Genomic DNA, 18,049 nt, shown 5'->3' with positions numbered 1-18,049 from the left:
CCGGAGCGAGGCGCCGCGGCGTTCACACACCACGCTCCAGACACACATGCACATCACAGAACTCGTCCTGGACAACTTCAAGAGCTTCGGGCGGCCGACGCGGATCCCCTTCTACGAGGACTTCACGGTCATCACGGGGCCGAACGGCTCCGGCAAGTCGAACATCATCGACGGGGTGTTGTTCGCGCTCGGCCTCGCCCGCACGCGCGGCATCCGCGCCGAGAAGCTCACCGACCTGATCTACAACCCCGGCTACGAGGACGGCGAGGGGCCCTCCGGCGCCCGCGAGGCCAGCGTCGAGGTCGTCCTCGACAACTCGGACGGCGAACTGGACCGGTCGCAGGTCGTCAGCGCCGCCGGCAGCGAGGACATCGACGACCACGAGCGGATCACGATCAAGCGGCGGGTGAAAGAGACCGACGACAACTACTACTCGTACTACTACCTCAACGGGCGCTCGGTGAACCTCTCGGACATCCAGGACCTGCTCGCGCAGGCGGGCGTCACGCCGGAGGGGTACAACGTCGTCATGCAGGGCGACGTCACGGACATCATCAACATGACCCCGTACGAACGGCGGGGGATCGTCGACGAGATCGCCGGCGTCGCGGAGTTCGACGCCAAGAAGGAGGACGCGTTCGGCGAGTTGGAGACGGTCGAGGAGCGCATCGACGAGGCGGACCTCCGCATCGAGGAGAAGGAGGACCGGCTGGACCAGTTGGCCGACGAGCGCGAGACGGCCCTCCAGTACCAGGACCTGCGCGACGAGAAGGAGGAGTACGAGGGGTACCTCAAGGCCGCGGAGTTGGAGGAGAAGCGCGCCGACCTCGCGAGCACGCGCGAGTCGATGGCGTCGAAGGAGGCCGACCTCGAGGAGCTGCGGGCGGAACTGGACGAGCGGCAGGCCCGCGTCGACGAGTTGGAGACCGACCTCGACGAGATCAACCGCGAGATCGAACGCAAGGGTGAGGACGAACAGATCGCGATCAAAGCCGAGATCGAGGAGATCAAAGGCGAGGTGTCGCGGCTGGAGGGGAAGATCGAGAACCAGGAGGAGCGCCTCCGGGAGGCCGAGAACGAGCGCCGCGACGCCTTCGTCGCCATCGACAAGAAGGGCGAGGAGATCGACGACCTCGAGTCGCGGATCCGCGAGACGAAAGTCGAGAAGGCGAACCTGAAGTCGTCGCTGACGACGAAGCGGTCGGACCTGGCGGAGGTGCAAGCCGAGATCGACTCCGTCGACACCGAGTTCGACGAGCTGAAAGCCGACCTCGCCGACCGGAAAGAGACGCTGGAGGACCTGCGCGCGGAGAAGAACGACCTCCAGCGCGAGAAGGACCGCCTGCTCGACGACGCGCGACGCCGCTCCAACGAGATCGGCGACGTTGAGGACGAACTGCAGGAGACGCGCGAAGCGATCCCGACCCTGAAACAGCGCGTCTCGAACCTCCACTCGGAACTCGACAAAGCCGAGAAGAACAAAGCCAGCATCGACGGCGTCATCGAGGACCTGCGCTCGGAGAAGGCCGAGCACCAAGCCGAGTTGGACGACGTCGAAGAGGAGATCCGCGCCAAGCAACAGGAGTACTCCCAGTTGGAGGCGCGTGCCGGGTCCTCCGGCGACACGTCGTGGCCCCGCGCGGTGACGACGATCAAGAACGCCGGCTTCGACGGCGTCCACGGCCCCGTCGGCGAGTTGGCGTCGGTGCCCGGCGAGTACGCGAAGGCGTGTGAGACGGCCGCGGGCGGGCGGCTCGCGAACGTCGTCGTCGACGACGACGGCGTCGGCTCCGACTGCATCGACTACCTCAAACAGCGGAACGCGGGCCGGGCGACGTTCCTCCCGATCACGAAGATGGACGACCGGGGGCTGCCGTCGCTGCCGAACGACCCCGGCGTGGTCGACTTCGCGCGCGACATCGTGGACTACGACGCCCGGTACGAGCCCATCTTCTCGTACGTCCTCGGATCGACGCTGGTCGTCGAGGACATGGAGACGGCGCGCCACCTGATGGGCAACTACCGGATGGTGACGCTCGACGGCGACCTCGTCGAGAAGTCCGGCGCCATGACCGGCGGCTCGGGCGGCGGCTCGCGGTACTCCTTCTCGAAGTCCGGGAAGGGGAAGCTGGAGCGCGTCGCCGAGGCGATCCACGACCTCGAGGACGAGCGCCAGCGGCTCAAATCCGAGATCGCGGACGTCGACTCGGACCTGGAGGACGCCCGCTCGCGCGCGTCGGACGCCGCCGAGAAGGTGCGCGACATCGAGTCCGACATCGAGCGCGCCGAGGAGAAGGTCGAGTCGAAGGAGGCGCGCATCGACGAACTGGAGGACCGCCTCGAGGAGATCGAGGCCGAGCGCGAGGCCGTCGACGAGGAGATGACCGAGCTCGACGGGCGGATCGCCGAGGCGGACGACGAGATCGAGACGGTCGAGGCCGCCATCGAGGAGTTGGAGACCGAGCTCGCCGACTCGAAGATCCCCGAGCTGTCGGCGGAGGCCGACGAGATCCGCGCGGAGATCGACGACCTCGAGGACCGGATGGACGACCTCGACGGCGACCTCAACCAACTCCAGTTGGAGAAGCAGTACGCCGACGACGCCATCGACGACCTCCACGACACCGTCGAGGAGGCGCAAGCGAAGAAGGCGGACGCCGAGGAGCGCATCGCCGAGTTCGAGGACGCCATCGCCGAGAAGGAGGCGACCCTCGAGGAGAAGCGCGACGCCATCGCCGACCTGGAGGACGAACTCGCGGACCTCAAGGAGGAGCGCGAGGGCGTCAAGGAGGCGTTCCGCGAGGCGAAGTCGGCCCGCGACGAGCAGGAGAGCGCCGTCGAGCGCGTCGTCTCGAAGCTGGAGTCGCTGCGCGAGACCGCCGAGCGGCTGGAGTGGGAGGTCGACTCCCTGGAGGAACAGGTCGGCAACTACGACCCGGCCGACATTCCCGACCACGACACCGTCGAGTCGGAGATCGCACGCCTCGAGTCGGAGATGGAGGCGCTCGAACCCGTAAACATGCTCGCGATCGACGAGTACGACGACGTGGCCGACGACCTCGCGGACCTGCAGGAGCGGCGCGACGTGCTCGTCGAGGAGCGCGAGGCCATCGAGGAGCGCATCGAGCAGTTCGAGTCCCAGAAGAAGGCGACGTTCATGGACGCCTTCGACGCGATCAACGAGCAGTTCACGGACATCTTCCAGCGGCTCTCCGCCGGGACGGGCGAACTCGTGTTGGAGGACGAGGACGACCCGTTCGAGGGCGGGCTGACGATGAAGGCCCAGCCCGCGGACAAGCCCGTCCAGCGGCTCGACGCGATGTCGGGCGGGGAGAAGTCGCTGACCGCGCTGGCGTTCATCTTCGCCATCCAGCGCCACAACCCCGCGCCCTTCTACGCGCTCGACGAGGTCGACGCGTTCCTCGACGCGGTCAACGCCGAGCGCGTCGGCGAGATGGTCCACGACCTCGCGGGCGACGCCCAGTTCGTCGTCGTCAGCCACCGCTCGGCGCTGCTGGAGCGGTCCGAGCGCGCCATCGGCGTGACGATGCAGTCGGACAACGTCTCGGCGGTGACGGGGATCCAGTTGGGCGACGACGGCGAGCCGGTGCCGGAGGCGAAGGCCGATGATTGAGACGACCGACGACCTCGACCTCGCGCGGCCCGACGAGACGGACGACGACGAGGTCGAGCCGGTCGAGTTGCTCGTCAATCTCGCGGAGGAGGGCGAGATCGACCCGTGGGACATCGACGTCGTCGAGGTGACCGACGCGTTCCTCGACCGCCTCGACGAGGCCGACCTCCGGACGGGCGGCCGGGCGCTGTTCTACGCCAGCGTCCTCCTGCGGATGAAGTCCGACGACATGCTCGCGGCGGACGACGACGACCCGGAGGACGACCTCGAGCCGTGGGAGCGGGCGTTCGAGCGCGGCCCGATGACCGACGACGCCCCCATCGACGACGGCTTCGACCCGATCGACGCGCTGGAAGACGAGATGGACCGGCGGCTGGAGCGCAAGAGCACCCGCGGGTCGCCCGAGACGCTGGACGAGTTGGTCCGGGAACTCCGGGAGGCCGAGCGCGGGTCGTGGTGGAAGGAGTCGCGCAAGTACGACACCAGCGGGTCGCCCAAGGGGTTCTCCCGCGGGACGCAGACGCTGGAGTACCACACCGCCGACGACCTCCGCCGGGAGGGCGAACCCGGCGAGGACGACGTGACGGGCACCACCCACGAGGAGGACATCGAGGCCGTCATCGACGACGTGCGCGGCGAGCTGCGCCCGCAGTACGAACGCGGCCGCACGGAGGTGCTGTTCCGCGAGATCGCGAGCGTCGGGACGACGGCGGTGATGACGTACCTCGCGCTCCTCTTCCTCGCGCACCGCGGCGAGATCACGCTGGAGCAGGACGACCTGTTCGGCGACCTGTGGGTTCGGGACGCGGGCGTCGCGGGCGTCGGCGACGAGGCGATCGCCGACTGAGAGACAGACTGGCACTTCGCTTCTGAAGGGTACCAGGGTCGGCGTCAGATCTGGGTTACGTATCGATGTGGTGGACCGCGTCCGGCGAGAGCAACCGCCCGGTCGGCAGTTCGATCCAGCCGTTGGCGAGGAGCCGAACTGCTCCTTCGTGGAGGATGGTCTCTTGCTCGAAGTCGCCGTACACGACGGCGTGGTCGTACTCCTCGGACATGATGTTCGAGAGTTCTTCTCGGAGGACGTCAGCGGGAATCGCCATAGAAGAGCCACGAGCCCGACGACGTGTAAATCTACCTGGACGAACGACGACTCGATCCGGAGTGTAGACGGTGTTGGGGAGATTTCGCTCCCGTCACCGCGTTCAGTCGTCGAGGTACTCGTCGACGAAGATGCCGACGCGCTCGCGCGTCTCCTCGGGGACGGCCTCGCTGGGCGTGTTGATCGTCCCTTCCAGCGAGCCGTGCGCCTCGCAGTCCATGTCGTCGGGGAACGTGCGGACGGCCTCCTCGACGGTCGCTTTGATCGCCGCCTCGTTGGCGGCGGCGTTCTCCAGCACCTCCTCGAGGGTGACCTCGGCGTCCTGCTTCCACACGTCGTAGTCGGTGACGCCCGCGACCGTCGCGTACGCCATCTCGGCCTCGCGCGCCAGCTTCGCCTCCGGGATGGCCGTCATCCCGACCAGATCCCAGCCCTGCGCCTTGTAGAACTCCGACTCCGCCTTCGTGGAGTACTGCGGCCCCTCGATGCAGACGTACGTCCCCTCGTCGACGACGTCCGAGTCGGAGTCGATGTCGTCGAGCGCGCGCTCGGCGGACTCGGCGAGGTGGTCCGCGAGCTTCGGGGAGTACGGCCGCGTGAACGGCTGGTGGACGACGATGCCGTCGCCGAAGAAGGAGAGGTCGCGGTGCTTCGTCCGGTCGTAGATCTGGTCCGGGACGACGATGGTTTGGGGCGGTAGCTCCTCCTTGAGCGAGCCGACCGCGTTGCTGGCGATGACGTACTCGACGCCGGCCTGCTTCAGCGCGTGGACGTTCGCCTTGTACGGGAGGTCGGTGGGCGAGCGCTGGTGGTCGGGGCCGTGGCGCGGGAGGAACACGACCTCGCGGCCGGTGTCGCCGAACTCGCCGATCTCGAGGTCGGCGGACGGCTCGCCGAACGGGGTGGTGACGGACTCTGTGCGCGTGTCGGTGAGCGGGAGCGCCTCGTAGATGCCGCTGCCGCCGATGAAGCCGATGGTCATGCGTACTTACGGGATCGGACGGTCCGCGCTAAAGGGCACGGATCGACGGTCGGGGGCGCGACGCCCGAGTCGGCTACGCCGCCGCGTCGTGCTCGGCCGGGGAGTCGGCCGCGGCGAGCGTCTCCGCGCGCGTCCGCAGCGCCTCGTTGACCGCCGCGAAGTTCGCGCGCCAGTCGTCGCCGTAGCGCCGGAACAACAGCCCCGCGAGGAGACCCCTGAAGCGCTCGTCCTGAACGAGTCGGGAGCGGTCGTCGGCGACGGCCTCGACCCGGAAGCGGTGGTCACCGTCGAACAGGCCGCGGACCCACAGGTGGCCGAGCCACCGCAGTTCGGCGCCGTCGGCTCGCAGCACGCGCGGCCGGAACGTCGGCGCCGACCCCGCCGCGGGACCGGGCGAGACGGCGAGTCGCTCGCCCTCGGCGGCGACGCCCTCGATCCGGCTGTAGTCGTTCCACGCCGGGTAGGCGTCGAAGTCGGTGAGGACCTCGTACACCACCTCGGCGGGCGCGTCGATGTCGGTCGTGACCGTGATCGTGTTCACGAACACAGTACGCTCGGCGAGGAGAAATACTGCTCCGTGAGCAGGGTTCGCACGTGACCGGTGTCCTCGCCCCCGATCCACACGTCTTTGTACGACCACGCGGGAGCACAGTCGGAACAATGCTACTCGCCGGAACCGTCGTCGCCGACCCCGACACCGTCGTGGAGGACGGTGCGGTGGTCGTCGAGGGCGACACCATCGCCGCGGTCGGGGAGGAGGCGACGCTCCGGGAGCGCTACCCCGACCACGAGCGACGCTCGTTCGGCATCGTCGCGCCCGGCACGGTCGGCGCGCACGTCCACTCCGTCCAGTCGCTCGGCCGGGGGATCGCGGACGACGCCGCCCTCCTCGACTGGCTCAACGACCACGTCCTGCCGATGGAGGCCGGCCTCGGTCCCGACGGGATGCGCCTCGCCGCCGAGTTGGGCTACCTGGAGTGCATCGAGTCGGGCGTGACGACGGTGATCGACCACCTGTCGGTCCACCACGCCGGCGAGGCGCTGGAGGCCGCGATCGACGCGGGGATCCGCGCCCGCGCCGGGAAGGTGCTGATGGACACGAACGCGCCCGATGGCCTCCGGCAGGACACCGAGCGCGCGCTCGCGGAGTCGGAGGGCCTCATCTGGAACTACCACGGCGCCGCCGACGGGCGGATCCGTTACGCGGTGACGCCGCGGTTCGCCGTCACCTGCACCGACGAGTGCCTCCGCGGCGCTCGCGAGTTGGCAGACGCCTACGACGGCGTCCGCGTCCACACCCACGCCTCCGAGAACACCGACGAGATAGCGCTCGTCGAGGAGCGCACCGGGCGGCGCAACATCGAGTACCTCCACGAGGTCGGCCTCACCGGCGAGGACGTGATCTTAGCCCACTGCGTCCACACCGACGAGGCCGAACGCGAGATCATCGCCGAGACGGGCACCCACGTCACCCACTGCCCGACCTCGAACATGAAGCTCGCGTCGGGGATCGCGCCCGTCGAGGACTACCTCGCGCGCGGCGTCACCGTCGCCCTCGGCAACGACGGTCCGCCGTGCAACAACACGCTCGATCCCTTCACCGAGGTGAAGCAGGCCAGCCTGCTCGCGAAGGTCGACGGTCGCGACCCGACCGCCGTCGACGCCGCGACCGCCCTCCGGATGGCGACGCGCAACGGCGCGAAGGCGGCGGGGTTCGAGCGCGTCGGCGCGCTCCGCGAAGGGTGGAAGGCCGACGTCCTCGGCATCGACACGGACCTGACCCGGGCGACGCCGCTGCACGACCCCGTGAGCCACCTCGTGTTCGCCGCCCACGGCGACGACGTGGCGTTCACGATGGTCGACGGCGATGTGCTGTACGACGAGGCGGCGGGGGGCCACCGGACACTCGACGCCGACCGGATCCGTCGGGAAGCGAACGCCTTCGACGTGCCCGGCGTCGACGCCTGAACGCGCCCGCAAGCCAACGCGGTCGCCGGTCGTCACGCTCGGAACCGCCGTCGCGTCCCCGTGTTTCGTGGTACCACGGGTGAGAAGCGTTCAAGTCCCACCTTCGCTTCGTAGGTGGTATGTCCGACTCCCCCTCGCCAGCGCACGCGTCGGATCTCGTCGAGGGGGACCTCCTCCGGCCGATGCTGCGCGTCGCGTGGCCGCTCGTGTTGATCCAGCTCCTCCAGGTCGCGTACAACTTGGCGGACACGTTCTGGCTCGGCCGCCTGTCGGCCGACGCCGTCGGCGCGCTGTCGCTGGCGTTCCCCATCGTGTTCCTGTTCATCAGCGTCGGCGGCGGCTTCACCGCCGCGGGCGCCATCCTCGTCGCCCAACACACCGGCGCCAGCGCCGCCGCGGGCGGCACGGATCGCGAGGCCGGCCGGGTCGCGGGTACGGTGCTCGGGTTCGTGATGCTCGTCGCGCTCGTGTTGGGCGCGCTCGGCTACCTCGCGGTCGGGCCGGCGCTGTCGCTCATCCCGGCCGACGCGCAGACGGCGACGGAGATCGTCCCGCTGGCGGCGCTGTACATGCGGGTGTTCTTCCTCGCGACGCCGTTCCTGTTCGGCTTCTTCGTGTTCGTCTCGCTGATGCGCGGCTACGGCGACACCCGGGCGCCGCTGCGGGTGATGGTCGTCTCCGTCGCGGTGAACGTCGTGCTCGACCCGTTCCTCATCTTCGGGTGGGGGCCGTTCCCCGCGCTCGGGATCGAGGGGGCCGCGTGGGCGACGCTGATCTCGCGGGCGGTCGCCACCGTCGTCGGCTGGTACGTGCTGTTCGGGACGCCCGCGGGCCCGACGGTCCGCCCCGGCGACCTCGTGCCGGACCTCGACATCGTCCGCGACGTGGTGAAACTGGGCGTCCCCTCGGCGCTTGAGCAGTCGGGCGTGTCGCTGGCGTTCGTCGTGCTCACGGCGTTGGTGGCGACGTTCCCGCCCGCGGTCGTCGCGGCGTACGGCCTCGGCAACCGCCTCATCTCGCTTGTGTTCCTGCCCGCGATGGGGCTGGCACAGGCGGTCAACACCGTCGTCGGGCAGAACCTCGGCGCCGAGAAGCCCGACCGCGCGTGGCGGGCGGTGCGGGCGGCGCTGGGGGTGGTGACCGCGGTGATGATCCCGCTGACGCTGCTGACGGCGGCGTTCCCCGCCCCCGTCGTCGAGGTGTTCCTCCCGCCGGGGTCGCCCGACGCCGGCGAGACCATCGCGTACGCGTCGACGTACCTGCGGGTCGCGTCGGTGATGTTCGTGTTCCTCGGGGTCTTCGAGATCTCGCGGGGCGCGTTCCGCGGCGCCGGGCGGACGACGACCGCGCTCGCGCTGTCGCTCGTGGCCGTCTGGCTCGTCCGCGTGCCCGTCACCTACGCGGCGGTGTTCGTGTACGACTTCGGCACGGCGGGGATCTGGTGGGCCGTCGTCGCCGGCGACGTGGTCGGCGCGATCGTCGGGCTCGCGTGGCTGTTGCGCGGCACGTGGATGAGCGCGGTGGTCGACCCCCCCGGCGGGCGCGCCGGCCGACGACTGACGCGGGGGCGAGGGAGCGAACCGGGGTCCGAAGGAGCGACCCCCTCGGTAGACGGACGGACAGGACCTGCGGGGGACCGGCGGAACGGCGGCCGACTACTCCCCCCGGGAGCACCGTCTCGACGCTCCACTCCTCCCCGGGGACGAACGCCTCGGCCTCAACTTCCACGTGGGCGTCGTCGTGAACGAGCGACGAGACTCCGATCATCGTGGCCGCCGGGTACTCGGGGGACTCGAAGAACTCGCGGCGGACTGCGTGGAGATCTTCGCGTAGGTCGCCGTCGAGCACCGCGTCGCGCACGTAGAACCGGAGCACGGTCACGTCGTTCATCGAGCCGTCGAGATCGTTCACGAGCACGTCTTCGACGACCTCGAACGCGGTCCGACACTGCTCGGTCGGCGACCCGTCGGGGTGAACGAGCCCCGAGAAGTCGACCTGAACGCCGCTCGAACGCTCGGTCGCCACCGCGACCGACATCGCGGGATCCGACCCGTCGTCCAGTTCGCCCATCGAGGGGCCGAGGTGGATCTTCCGCATCGTACCTCGGTGCAGCCGCCGGTCACATCAGTCCCTGTGATCCGACTGTCGTGTTCGTCCGGTGGATCCGAGGAACCGGGCGTCCACCGATCCGAAACGGCTGCGGCACGCGCTCGGTCGGGGGTGCGTCCGCGATCCACCCCCCGCCCCCCACCCGTCGGAAGCGCGGGCGGTTCGTGGTCGGTCTCGCCCGGGATTCAGATCACCATCCCGCTCTCCAACAGCGCGATCAGCGCCGTCAGCATCGGGATCGACGCGAGCGTCGTCACGAGGATCACGGTGCTGACGTACTCCGGGACGGAGACGCCGCCGACGTCGAGGTCGTCCGCGAACTCGCCGACGAGGATGACCGGGGTGACCGCCGCCGGCATCGCCGACTCGAGGACGAACACCCGTGCGACGGTGGCGTCCCCGAAGCCGACGGCGAGCGCGACGGCGACGGCGACCGCCGGAGCGACGACCATCTTCAACACCGACGGGACCGCCGCCTGCGACAGCGCCGCGCCGTAGTCGGTTCTGGCCAGCTGGAGCCCGAGGATCAGCAGCATCACCGGGATCGAGGAGTCGCCGACGAGTTGGAGCGTCTGCATCGCCGTCGCGTCGGCCGCGGGGACGAGCCCGAGCGCCCGCGCGCCGAGCGCCGCCGGGACCGCCCACACGAGCGGGATCCGGAGGACGCGGCGGACGCCCTGGAGCCCGCCGCCGCCGCCCGCGCGGGAGGCGACGTACACGCCGACCGTGTAGATGAGCACCGCCTGGATGGCGAGGTAGAGGACGGCCGCGGCGCGGCCGCCGCCGGGGAACGCGAAGTCGGAGAGGGGGATGCCGTAGTTGCCGCAGTTGGGGAACGTCGCCGCGAGCACGAGCGCCGAGAGCCGGGGCTCCGACTCGCCGAGCAGCCTGCCCACGCCCTCGGCGACGACGACCATCCCGACGATGTAGGCGGTGACGGCGACGGTCATCTTGGCGATGGTCTCCCCGGAGAAGTCGGCGGTCGCGAGGCTGTGGAGGACGAGCGCGGGCGCGAGCACGTACACGACGACCGTGTTCAGCGGGTCCGTGTCGACGTCGCTCGTGCGCCCGAGGACGAAGCCGACCGCGGCGACCGCGACGATGGGGAGGACCGCGCCGGCGAAGATGTCGAGGAGCGCCACTCGCCCGCGCGGCTACTCGTCGTCGCCGCCGTCGAGGAGGCGGTAGCCGTCGGCCGTCGAGCGGACCACGTCGCGTCGCTCCATCTCCGCGAGCACCTCGCCGACGCGACCCGGCTGGGCGATCTCCATCTCGATGCGGTCGATGCCGTGGAACTCCGCGAGGTAGTGGCGGACGTCCTCCTCGGTGAACGCCTGCTCGTCGGCCTGCTCCATGGCGCCGCTGGTGAGGTCGATCATGTCCTCGATGAAGTTCCACGGGTACACCATCCACGTCCACTCCTCGAGCTGCTCGCCGACGAAGTCCGGCTCGAACTCGGACGTCTGGAGCAGCTGGAGGGTGGCGGTGCGCACCTCGCCGCAGTCGCGCTCGGCGACGTACTCGTGGGCGCGCTTGATCGACCCGCCGGTGTCGGCGATGTCGTCGATGATGAGCACGTCCTTCCCGGAGACGCTCCCCTCCGGCATCGGGTAGCGCACGGTCGGCTCGCCCGACTTCTCGGCGGTGCCGACGTAGTGCTCCATCTTCAGGCTCGTGAGGTCGTTGAGCCCGAGGAAGTCGCAGATGCACCGCCCCGCGAACCAGCCGCCGCGGGCGAGCGCGACCACGACGTCCGGCTCGAAGTTGTCGGTCTTCACCTGGTCCGACACGTCCCGACAGAGGCCGTAGATGTACTCCCAATTGGTGACCGTACAGTCGAAGTCGTCCGGGAGGTCGCTCATTACCGGCACCTCGTGGCGGTGTTCGGATAAGCGTTTACAGCCGCGACGCGTGTGTCGGCTGATGCGTTCGGCGACGCCGGCCCCCGCGGCCGACTCGTCACTCGGCCGACGGGACAGGGCGGCGAACCGGCTGCCGTGGGCGGGATCCACAAAATCGGCCCACAGGGAAACGCCTTTACTCGTGACGCCGGAGTGTTCGACAATGAGCGGTACGCCGCACTCGACGCCCGCCGCGACCGTCGAGCCGGGTGTCCGCCGTGTCTTCTCCGCGACCCCGAAAGCGAAACGTGTGTGAGTTCGTCCCCGGCCAGGCGTAGCGGCCGGTCGGGGGTGAGTTCCGGTCCGCGGTCCGCTCGCCCACCGAGTACCCGAATCCGACACCACAGCGAACCCCCCCACACACGACAGCCATGATCCACCACGACACCTTCGCCGGCGTCTACCCGGCGATGACGACACCGTTCACCGACGGCACCGACGCGGTCGACCACGAACAGCTCGCCGTCGACGCCCGACGGCTCGAGGCCGCCGGCGTCGACGGCCTCGTCCCCGCCGGCTCGACCGGCGAGGCGGCCACACTCACGCACGACGAACACGCCGAGGTCGTCGAGACCGTCGTCGACGCCGTCGACGTGCCCGTCATCGCGGGCACCGGCTCGAACTCGACGCGCGAGGCGCTCGACCTCACCGAGCGCGCGGCCGCCGCCGGCGCCGACGCCGCCCTGCTCATCTCGCCGTACTACAACAAGCCCGAACCCGCGGGCCAGTACGAGCACTACGCGACGATAGCCGACGCGGTCGACATCCCGCAGATCGTGTACAACGTCCCGAGCCGCACCGGGTCGAACCTCGACGTCGACACCGTCGTCGACCTCGCTGGTCACGAGAACGTCCACGGCTACAAGGCGGCCTCCGGCGACGCGAACCGGATCTCGGAGATCGTCGAGCGCACCCGCGGGGAGACGTTCGACGTGCTCTCGGGCGACGACGGCATGACGCTGCCCCTCGTGGCGATGGGCGCGACCGGCACCATCTCGGTGGTCGCGAACGTCGAGCCCGAGCGGACGTGCCGGCTCGTCCACGCGGCGCTGGAGGAGGACTTCGAGACCGCCCGCGCGATCCACCACGAACTCGGGCCGCTGATGCGGGCGCTGTTCCGCGAGACGAACCCCATCCCGGCGAAGGAGGCGATGGCGATCCGCGGCTACGGCCCCGCGGAGATGCGCTCGCCGCTGACGCGCGGGAGCGACGAGACGCTGCGCGTGCTGACGGAACTGCTCGCGGCGTTGGAGGACGACGCGGCGACGACGGGGGCCTGACGTGCCGGTCCGCATCGCCGTCACGGGCGCCGGCGGCCGGATGGGTCGCGAGGTGATCGCCGCCGCCGCCGACCGCGACGACTGCACGGTCGCGCTCGCGGTGAACCGCTCGCCCGTCGACCCCGTGGCGGGCGTCCCGGTCGAGGACGCAGCCGCCCTCCCGGAACTGCTCGCGGCCGCCGACCCCGGGGTCGACGTGCTCGTCGACTTCACCGGCCCCGCCTCCAGCGTCGAGTACGTCGCCGCCGCCGCCGAGGCCGGGGTCGCGTGCGTCGTCGGCACGACCGGCTTCGACGACGAGCAGGAAGCCGCCCTCGCGGACGCCGCCGAGTCGGTGCCGCTGTTGCGTGCGTCGAACTTCTCGCGCGGGATCGCCGCCCTGCGGCGCGCCGTCCGCGAGGCCGCGGCCGCGCTCCCCGGCTACGACGTGGAGGTCACCGAGACCCACCACAACGCGAAGGTCGACGCCCCGAGCGGCACCGCCCTGACCCTGCTCGACGACGCCGAGGCGGCGCGCCCCGACCTGGACGAGCGAGTGCACGGGCGGGAGGGCGACGCGCCCCGGAGCGACGGCGAGATCGGCGTCCACGCCCGCCGCGCGGGCGACGCCGCCGGCGAACACGAGGTGTTGCTCGCGGGCGACGAGAACGTGCTGGAACTGACCCACCGCGCCGGCTCCCGGCGCGTGTTCGCCGCCGGCGCGCTCGACGCCGCCGCGTGGCTCGCCGGCCGCGACGCCGGCGCCTACGACTTCACGGAGGTACTCGAATGACGACGACACTCGAATCCGACATCGACGACCTGTGGCACCGCTACGACGACGGACTCACCGCGGCCGACGCCGACGCCGGCGTCCGGCGCACCCTCGACGAGTTCCTCGACGCGTTGGAGGCCGGCGAGGTCCGCGCCGCCCGCAAGACGGGCGCCGGCGTCGACTCGTGGGTCGCCAACGAGTGGGTGAAGCGGGGCGTCCTCCTCAACTTCGGCCTGCGCGAGACCGAGCGCCGCGAGTACGGCGGCGTCGGCTACTACGACGTGCTCCCGCTGCGCGAGACCGACGACCTCGAAGCCCGCGGCGCGCGCAACACGCCCGACGGCACCGTCCTCCGGCGGGGCGCTCACCTCGGCGACGACACGATCATGATGAGCCCGTCGTTCGTCAACGTCGGCGCGTTCGTCGGCGACGGCACGCTCGTCGACTCCTGCGACACCGTCGGCTCGTGCGCCCAACTCGGAGAGGGCGTGAAGCTCGGCGCGAACACGCTCATCGGCGGCGTGCTCGAACCGGTCGAGGACGCCCCCGTCGTCGTCGAGGACGGCGTCTCGCTCGGTGCGGGCTGTCGCGTCACCTCCGGCTTCCGCGTCGGCGAGAACTCGGTCGTCGGCGAGAACACCCTGCTCACCCCGCGCATCCCGGTGTACGACCTCGTCGAGGAGGAGGTCGTGTACGGGCACCTCCCCGAGAACCGCCGGGCGTTCACCCGGTTCGTGGAGTCGAGCGTCAGCGACCACGACCTGTTCGACGGCGGCGCGTACAAGCCCGCGGTCGTCGCGACGGACGTGGAGACGGAGACGCTGGAGGCGACGCGGCGGGAGGACGCGCTCCGCGAATGAGCGCGGACGCGACGGGGGAGCCCCCCGACGGGTCGGCCGGCGGCCCCGCCGTCCGTCGCCTCGCCGACTGGGACGCCGACCGCCTGCGCGAGCTCGCCGCCGAGCACGGCACGCCGCTGTACGTGACCGACCTCGACCGGGTCGCGGAGAACTGCGCCCGCCTGCGGGCGGCGTTCCCCGACGCCGAGGTCCGCTACGCTGCGAAGGCCCACACCGGCCGGGCGGTGCTGGAGACGGTCCGCGCGGCCGGCGTCGACGCCGAGTGCGCCTCGGCCGGCGAGGTCCGGCGGGCGCTCGACGCCGGCTTCCCCGGCGGGCGCCTCCACTACACCGCGGTGAACCCGCCGGCGCGCGACCTCGACCTCGTGGTCGAGTGGTGGACCGAGCACCCCGATCTGACGATCACCGTCGGCGCACGCGACACGCTGGACAGACTCGCCGACCGCGGCTTCGACGGGCGCGTCTGCGTCCGCGTCAACCCCGGCGTCGGCGCCGGCCACCACGAGAAGGTGCGCACGGGCGCGGCGGCGAAGTTCGGCGTCCCCGCCGACCGCGCGGCCGCCGTCGTCGCGGAGGCGCGCGAGCGGTTCGACGCCGTCGGGGTCCACGCCCACGCCGGGTCGGGGATCCACGGCGAGGAGGATCTGGCGGCCCACCGCGAACTCGTCGCCCGGATGGGCGACCTCGCACGCGAGGTCGGCGACCTCGAGTACGTCGACGTCGGCGGCGGCTTCGGCGTCCCGTACCGCGAGAGCGACCCCGCGCTGGACCTCCAGGCGGTCGCCGACGCGACCCGCGAGGCGCTGGGCGACGTGGACGCGGCGCTGGCGGTCGAACCGGGCCGCTACGTCGTCGCCGACGCCGGCGTCCTGCTGACCGCGGTGAACACGGTGAAGCCGACGGCGGACACGACCGTCGCCGGCGTCGACGCCGGGATGACCGACCTCCTCCGGCCCGCGATGTACGGCGCGTACCACGCGATCCGGAACCTCGACGCCGATGCCGGCCGGGAACGGGCCCCGGTCACCGTCGCGGGCCCGATCTGCGAGACGGGGGACACCTTCTGCGACGGGCGCGACCTGCCGACACCCCGGCGGGGCGACCTGCTCGCGGTCGGCAACGCCGGCGCCTACGGCTACGAGATGGCGTCGACGTACAACTCCCGGCCGCGCCCCGCGGAGGCGAGCCTCGCGGGCGACCTGCTGCGCGAACGCGAGACGCTCGACGGCGTCACCCGCCTCGAACGCGGAGGGAGCGTCGAATGAGCGGACCGAGCCCCCACGCCGACGCCGACGGGCGCACCGTCCCGGCGGTGAAGTACCACGGGACCGGCAACGACTTCCTCGTCGTCGACGCCGACGACGCCGGCGACGTCCCCGACCGCGGCGCGTTCGCCGTCCACCACTGCGACCGCGAGACGGGCGTCGAGGGCGCCGACCGCACGGGCGCGGACGGCGTGTTGTTCATGGACGTCACCGACGACGGCACCGGGGACGACGGCGCCGAGGGCGTCGCCCGGGCGACGATGACGCTCGTCCAGCCGGACGCGTCCATCGCCGAGATGTGCGGCAACGGCGCGCGGTGTGCCGCCGCGTGGGTCCGCGAGCGCACCGGCGCCGACGTGGTCGACCTCGACACGCCCGCCGGCGTGCGCCGCGCGACGGTGCGAGCGGACGAGGACGACGACGGCGAGACCGTGACCGTCGAGGTGGAGATGGGGCGGCCCTCGTTCGCCCCGGCCGACGTGCCGCTCGCGGGCGACCGGGAGGAGCCGCTGGTCGAGACGGACGTGGAGGGGCTGCCGGTAACGGCCGTCGACACCGGCGTCCCGCACGCCGTCGCGTTCGTGGACGACGTGGACGCCGTCGACCTCGACGCCGTCGCGCCGGCGGTCCGCCGCGCGGCGGCGTTCCCCGAGGGCGCGAACGTGACGCTGGCGGCCGACACCGGCGACGGGACGTTCGCCCAGCGCACCTACGAGCGCGGGGTGGAGGGCGAGACGCTCGCGTGCGGCACCGGCGCCGTCGCCGTGGGCGCGGTCGCCCGTCGCCTCGGGCTGACGGACCGGGCGGCGCTGGCCGTCTCGCTCCCCGGCGGCGACCTCCGGATAACGGTCCCCGACGACGGTCCGGCGACGCTGACGGGGCCAGCGACGCGGGAGTTCGCGGTCGCCTTGTCCGTCCCGGAGGCCGACGAATGAGCGGCGGCGACGCGGGCGACGGCGGGGACGGCGGGGAGGGGACGACCGAGTCGTTCGACCCGGTCGCGTTCCTCGCCGACGCGGTGCGGATCGAGTCCCACGAGTCGCCCGACGCGATGCGGGCGTTCCTCGTGGAGACGCTCGCGGACCACGGGGCGGACCCGCGGGTCGACGCCGCGGGCAACGTCCGCGCGACGCGGGCCGCACCCGACCCCGCGGCGGCCGCCGACGGCCCCCACCTCGTGTTGAACACGCACGTCGACACCGTGCCGCCGCACGTCGGCTTCGAGCGCGGGGTCGACGACGACGGGCGCGACGTGTTCCGCGGCCGCGGCTCGTGTGACGCGAAGGGGCCGCTCGCGGCCCTCATCGCGGGGTTCCTCGGCGTCGAGCCGGCGGTCGGCCGGGTGACGCTCGCGGTGACGCCGGACGAGGAGACGCTGTCGACCGGCGCGGACGCGCTCGTCCGCGGCCGCGGCGACGACTACCCCGACGGCGCGGTCGACCCCGTCGGCGGCGACCTGTTCCTCGTCGGCGAGCCCACCGACTGCGACGCCTGTGTCGCCGCCCGCGGCCGCTTCGAGGGGACGCTCACGCTGACGGGGGCGGCCGCGCACGCCGCCGAACCGGCGTCCGGCGTCAACGCCGTGGGGGCGCTGGAGCACGCGCTCGCGGCGATCCGTGCGTTCGACGACGGCGCCGCGGCCCACCCGATGCTCGGCGCGCCGACGCTCGTCCCCACCGGGGTGGCGGGCGGCGAGGCGACGAACCAGGTGCCCGCCGAGGCGACCGTCACCCTCGACCGCCGGTCGGTGCCGCCGGAGACCGCCGAGGGGTTCCGCGCGGCGCTGGCGGCGGCCGTCCGCGACGCCGTCGCCGACGAGGTGGGCGTCGCGTTCGCGCTCACCGAGCGCCCGACCCCGTTCCTCGAGGCGTTCGACACCGACCCCGACCACGAACTGGTGGCGGCGGTCGCGGACGCGGCCCGGTCCGTCGGCGGCGCGGCCGACGGCGAGGTGCGGCCGTTCGGGGCCGCGACGGAGGCGTCGTACTTCGCGCCCGCGCCGACGGTCGTCTTCGGCCCGGGGCACCTCGCCGACGACGCCGGCGCGGTCGCCCACAGCGAGCGCGAGTACGTCCGCGTCGACCGCGTGCGCGACGCCGCCGACACCGTCCGCCGGGCGGTGGCGACGCTGCTCGGGTGAGGCGCCGTCGCCGCCGTGTCGCGCGGCTGTGACGACCGTCGTCGCTTTCCCCTC

At 71.7% G+C, this 18,049-nt stretch carries 15 protein-coding genes and 1 pseudogene; 10 read left to right on the top strand and 6 right to left on the bottom strand.

Going from position 1 to position 18,049, the window contains the following annotated elements; all coding sequences use genetic code 11:
* Nucleotides 1-46 precede the first annotated feature (46 nt).
* A complete protein-coding gene (gene smc / locus P0R35_RS06155; RefSeq protein WP_284014323.1) occupies nt 47-3,634 on the top strand; it encodes a chromosome segregation protein SMC in 3,588 nt (1,195 codons plus the stop codon).
* The gene (locus P0R35_RS06150) at nt 3,627-4,481 is read left to right on the top strand and encodes a segregation/condensation protein A (RefSeq protein WP_284014322.1); all 855 of its coding nucleotides are present in this window, start codon (nt 3,627-3,629) and stop codon (nt 4,479-4,481) included. The genes smc and P0R35_RS06150 overlap by 8 nt, the downstream gene beginning before the upstream one ends.
* A 55-nt stretch (nt 4,482-4,536) precedes the next feature.
* Here P0R35_RS06150 and P0R35_RS06145 read toward each other — a convergent pair whose 3' ends face one another.
* The 3 genes from P0R35_RS06145 to P0R35_RS06135 form a co-directional block, all read right to left on the bottom strand.
* On the bottom strand, nt 4,537-4,737 hold the full coding sequence (locus P0R35_RS06145) for a hypothetical protein (RefSeq protein ID WP_284014321.1): 201 nt from the start codon (nt 4,735-4,737) through the stop codon (nt 4,537-4,539).
* Nucleotides 4,738-4,839: 102 nt separating this feature from the next.
* Nucleotides 4,840-5,718 carry an S-methyl-5'-thioadenosine phosphorylase gene (gene mtnP, locus P0R35_RS06140; RefSeq protein ID WP_284014320.1) on the bottom strand — a complete coding sequence of 293 codons (879 nt, stop codon included), beginning with the start codon at nt 5,716-5,718 and terminating at the stop codon, nt 4,840-4,842.
* Nucleotides 5,719-5,791: 73 nt separating this feature from the next.
* Entirely contained in the window at nt 5,792-6,259 is a 468-nt protein-coding gene (locus tag P0R35_RS06135) for an SRPBCC family protein (RefSeq protein ID WP_284014319.1), read from the bottom strand.
* Nucleotides 6,260-6,378: 119 nt separating this feature from the next.
* Between P0R35_RS06135 and P0R35_RS06130 the strand changes: the two genes are divergently transcribed.
* Together P0R35_RS06130 and P0R35_RS06125 are read left to right on the top strand one after the other, a co-directional pair.
* On the top strand, nt 6,379-7,686 hold the full coding sequence (locus tag P0R35_RS06130) for a 5'-deoxyadenosine deaminase (RefSeq protein ID WP_284014318.1): 1,308 nt from the start codon (nt 6,379-6,381) through the stop codon (nt 7,684-7,686).
* Nucleotides 7,687-7,805: 119 nt separating this feature from the next.
* Nucleotides 7,806-9,068 (top strand): annotated as a pseudogene (locus tag P0R35_RS06125) (MATE family efflux transporter); the annotation flags it as partial.
* Between the two features lie 10 nt (nt 9,069-9,078).
* Here P0R35_RS06125 and P0R35_RS16225 read toward each other — a convergent pair.
* The 3 genes from P0R35_RS16225 to P0R35_RS06110 form a co-directional block, all read right to left on the bottom strand.
* Nucleotides 9,079-9,756 (bottom strand): Rid family hydrolase, encoded by a 678-nt coding sequence (locus P0R35_RS16225; protein WP_303657726.1) that lies wholly within the window; start codon nt 9,754-9,756, stop codon nt 9,079-9,081.
* A gap of 224 nt (nt 9,757-9,980) precedes the next feature.
* Entirely contained in the window at nt 9,981-10,937 is a 957-nt protein-coding gene (locus P0R35_RS06115) for an AEC family transporter (RefSeq protein ID WP_284014317.1), read from the bottom strand.
* A 12-nt stretch (nt 10,938-10,949) separates the two neighbouring features.
* Nucleotides 10,950-11,657: a phosphoribosyltransferase gene (locus P0R35_RS06110; RefSeq protein WP_284014316.1), complete on the bottom strand. Its 708-nt coding sequence runs from the start codon at nt 11,655-11,657 to the stop codon at nt 10,950-10,952.
* 410 nt (nt 11,658-12,067) lie between these two features.
* On the opposite strand from P0R35_RS06110, the gene dapA reads away from it, so the two are divergent.
* From dapA to P0R35_RS06080, 6 genes are read left to right on the top strand one after another with little or no spacing between them, the layout of a single operon-like run.
* Nucleotides 12,068-12,976: a 4-hydroxy-tetrahydrodipicolinate synthase gene (dapA, locus tag P0R35_RS06105; protein ID WP_284014315.1), complete on the top strand. Its 909-nt coding sequence runs from the start codon at nt 12,068-12,070 to the stop codon at nt 12,974-12,976.
* A 40-nt stretch (nt 12,977-13,016) separates the two neighbouring features.
* A complete protein-coding gene (dapB, locus tag P0R35_RS06100) occupies nt 13,017-13,748 on the top strand; it encodes a 4-hydroxy-tetrahydrodipicolinate reductase (protein WP_284014572.1) in 732 nt (243 codons plus the stop codon).
* Nucleotides 13,745-14,590, top strand: a complete 846-nt coding sequence (locus tag P0R35_RS06095) for a 2,3,4,5-tetrahydropyridine-2,6-dicarboxylate N-succinyltransferase (protein WP_284014314.1) — start codon at nt 13,745-13,747, stop codon at nt 14,588-14,590. Before dapB ends, P0R35_RS06095 begins: the two co-directional genes overlap by 4 nt.
* Nucleotides 14,587-15,855 (top strand): diaminopimelate decarboxylase, encoded by a 1,269-nt coding sequence (lysA, locus tag P0R35_RS06090; protein ID WP_284014313.1) that lies wholly within the window; start codon nt 14,587-14,589, stop codon nt 15,853-15,855. Before P0R35_RS06095 ends, lysA begins: the two co-directional genes overlap by 4 nt.
* Nucleotides 15,852-16,790 carry a diaminopimelate epimerase gene (dapF, locus tag P0R35_RS06085; RefSeq protein ID WP_284014312.1) on the top strand — a complete coding sequence of 313 codons (939 nt, stop codon included), beginning with the start codon at nt 15,852-15,854 and terminating at the stop codon, nt 16,788-16,790. Before lysA ends, dapF begins: the two co-directional genes overlap by 4 nt.
* Nucleotides 16,787-17,995, top strand: a complete 1,209-nt coding sequence (locus P0R35_RS06080) for a M20/M25/M40 family metallo-hydrolase (RefSeq protein ID WP_284014311.1) — start codon at nt 16,787-16,789, stop codon at nt 17,993-17,995. Before dapF ends, P0R35_RS06080 begins: the two co-directional genes overlap by 4 nt.
* The last annotated feature ends 54 nt before the right edge of the window (nt 17,996-18,049 follow it).

Source organism: Halobaculum litoreum (assembly GCF_030127125.1).
Classification (GTDB): Archaea; Halobacteriota; Halobacteria; order Halobacteriales; family Haloferacaceae; genus Halobaculum; species Halobaculum litoreum.
The sequence above is the reverse complement of the archived record's forward strand: the minus strand, read 5'-3'. Positions and strand labels throughout refer to the sequence as shown.